Source organism: Streptomyces aurantiacus (genome assembly GCF_001418335.1).
GTDB lineage: Bacteria > Actinomycetota > Actinomycetes > Streptomycetales > Streptomycetaceae > Streptomyces > Streptomyces aurantiacus.
On the sequence record NZ_LIPP01000319.1, the window covers coordinates 1 to 2,817 of the forward strand.

Sequence of the window (2,817 nt, forward strand, 5' to 3'; positions counted from 1 at the left end):
CGGCGCGAACGGCCGCGACACCGGCTCGGACCTCGACTGGCTGGGCGGCGGCGGAGCCCGATGAGCACCGACGCCGCCCCCACGGGCCCGGCCACCCCCGCCACTCCTGCCACCCGCGCGACCCCGGCCATCTCCGTGACCTCCGTCGTCGTACGGCTGAAGCTGGCCCTGCTGCGCAACGGTCTGCGGCAGTCGTCCGGGCGGCGGGCCGCGTACGTGGCGTCGCTCGTCGTCGTACTGCTCTTCGCCGCACTCCAGCTCATCGGCCTGATCGCGCTGCGCGGCAACACGCACGCCATGAACGTCACGGTGCTGCTCACGGCCGTACTGGCACTCGGCTGGGCCGTGATGCCGCTCTTCTTCCCCGGCGGCGACGAGACACTCGACCCGACCCGCCTGGTGATGCTGCCGCTGCGCCCGCGCCCGCTCGTCCGTGCGCTGATGGTGGCCTCGTTGGTCGGAATCGGGCCGCTGTTCACGCTGTGCCTGCTCATCGGTTCGGTCGTCGCGACGGCGCACGGGGCGGCGGCGTACGTGACCGGCGTCGCCGCGATCGTCCTGGGGCTCCTCGTCTGTGTGGCCCTCGCGCGGGCCGTCGCGACCGCCAACCTCCGCCTGCTGACCAGCCGCAAGGGCCGGGACCTGGCCGTGCTGAGCGGTCTGGTGATCGCCGTGGGCGCGCAGGTCGTCAACTTCGGTGCGCAGAAGCTCGGTACGTCGGGCCTGTCCTCGCTGGACCCGGTGGCGGACGTCCTGCGCTGGGTGCCGCCCGCGTCCGCGCTCGGCGCCGTGGACTCCGTCAGCGAGGGCTCGTACGCCGTCGGGGCCGGCCAACTCGCCCTGAGCGCTCTGGTGCTGGTGGGGCTGCTGAGCTACTGGCAGCGGGCCCTCACCCGGCTGATGACCTCGCCCGACGATTCGACGCTGGGGGCCGCCGAGCCCACGCGGGACAAGGCGGGGCGCTCCGCCGGACTGCGCCGGCTGCTGCCCGCGGGGCGCACGGGCACGGTCATGGAGCGCAGCCTTCGGTACGTGTGGCGGGATCCGAAGACGAAGACCGCGTGGGTGACGTCGCTCGGGATCGGCTTGATCGTTCCGGTGTTCAACGCGTTGCAGGGGACCGGCTCGATCTACTTCGCGTGCTTCGCGGCGGGGATGCTCGGCATCCAGATGTACAACCAGTTCGGGCAGGACACCTCCGCGTTCTGGATGGTGGCGATGACGATCTCCTCCACCCGGGACGCGTACGTCGAACTGCGGGGCCGTGCGCTCGCCCTCCTGCTGATCACACTTCCGTACGCGACCCTCGTCACCGTCCTGACGACGGCGCTGCTCGGCGACTGGCCCGCCCTGCCCGAGGTGCTCGGCCTGTCCTTCGCGCTGCTCGGCGCGATGCTGGCGACCGGCGCCTGGTCCTCGGCCCGCTTCCCGTACTCGATCCCGCAGGAGGGCTACAAGAGCGCGGCTCCCGGGCAGGCGGGGCTGGCCTGGCTCTCCGTCTTCGGCGGCATGGTCTCGGCCGCGCTGCTGTGCGCACCCGTCATCGCCCTCACGATCTGGCTGAACGTCTCGGCCGACGGCGAGAACTGGACCTGGCTCCTGCTCCCCCTGGGCACCGCGTACGGCGCCCTCCTCACCCTGGCGGGCCTACACCTGGCCGCCCCCCGAACGGCCCGCCACCTCCCAGAAATCCTGACAGCGGTAAGCAAGGGCTGACCACACCGCCCCGCAGCACCTCTGGGGGCACGGGGAACTGCGCAATCTTTTAGCTTTGAGGCGCGCACGGAACGACGCAATCCGTTGCCTTGAGGGGCGCGCGGAACGACGCAGTCCGTTGCCTTGAGGGGCGCGGGGAACTGCGCAGTCTTTTGCTTTTAAGGGGCGCGGGGAACTGCGCGACCAGCCCCATCCGACCCGCACGCAAAGAACAACCGAATCAACCCGGCCCGCCGCCAGGCGACTAGTGGAGGATGCCGTCCAAGAACGGCTCAACCGCCGCCCGCCAAGCCTCCGGCTGGTCATAGTGCACAAGATGCCCCGCATCGGCCACCTCCGCATACTGCCCATCGGGCAACACCCGGACCATCTCCTGGGACTCGGCCCGCCCCAGATCCCCGTCGAGCCCACGCACGACCAACGTCGGGCACCGCACCTGGGCCAACTCCTCCCAGTGCGCGTCGTGCACCCACGTCTCCCGCGACTTGAGCATCTGCTCGGTCTCGAAGACGGGCCGCCACCCGTCCTCGTGCTCGACCATGACCTCCGCGTAGAACTCCCCGCGCGACGGGTTCGGCCGCTCCACCCAGGGATCGTCCTCGCCGAACCACTTCCGCACATCCGCGAGCGTGGCGAACGGAACCGGCCAGGACTTGAACCACTCCTCCCACTCCCGCTGCGAGGCACCCCCGAGCGCCGAGGCCCGCATGTCGCAGATGACCAGGCCACGTACGAGGTCGGGGCGTCTGGCCGCGAGCTGCCAGGCCGTCAGGGCGCCCATGGCGTGGCCGATGAGGACGGCCGGGGCGAGCCCCAGCTCTTCCAGGGCGGCCTCCGCGTCCTCGACGTACGCCCCGCGGGTGTACTCCGTCTCCGGTGGCTTCTCGCTCTGTCCGTGGCCCCGCTGGTCGAGCGCCACGGCCCGGTGCCGCTCGGCGAGCCAGCGGGTGGTGGACGCCCAGTGCGAGGCACGGCCCATGAGTCCGTGCAGCAACATCACGCCGGGCGGATGCTCGATCCCGCCCGCGGTCGTACCAGTCGTACCGGCCGTATCAGTCGTGCCGGCCGTATCAGTCGTACCGGCCGGCACGACTGATACGG

2 protein-coding genes are annotated in these 2,817 nt (G+C 71.2%); one reads left to right on the forward strand and one right to left on the reverse strand.

What is annotated here, in order from left to right:
- Positions 1 to 60: 60 nt before the first annotated feature.
- Positions 61 to 1,716 (forward strand): transporter, encoded by a 1,656-nt coding sequence (locus AOK01_RS33030; RefSeq protein ID WP_079103965.1) that lies wholly within the window; start codon positions 61 to 63, stop codon positions 1,714 to 1,716.
- Positions 1,717 to 1,960: 244 nt separating this feature from the next.
- Here AOK01_RS33030 and AOK01_RS33035 read toward each other — a convergent pair whose 3' ends face one another.
- Complete coding sequence (locus AOK01_RS33035; RefSeq protein ID WP_079103966.1) at positions 1,961 to 2,806, reverse strand: alpha/beta fold hydrolase; 846 nt, start codon at positions 2,804 to 2,806, stop codon at positions 1,961 to 1,963.
- Positions 2,807 to 2,817 lie beyond the last annotated feature (11 nt).

Bases quoted from the DNA above. Each gene is read 5' to 3' on its own strand.
- AOK01_RS33030 (WP_079103965.1), top strand. From the start codon at position 61: ATGAGCACCGACGCCGCCCCCACGGGCCCGGCCACCCCCGCCACTCCT.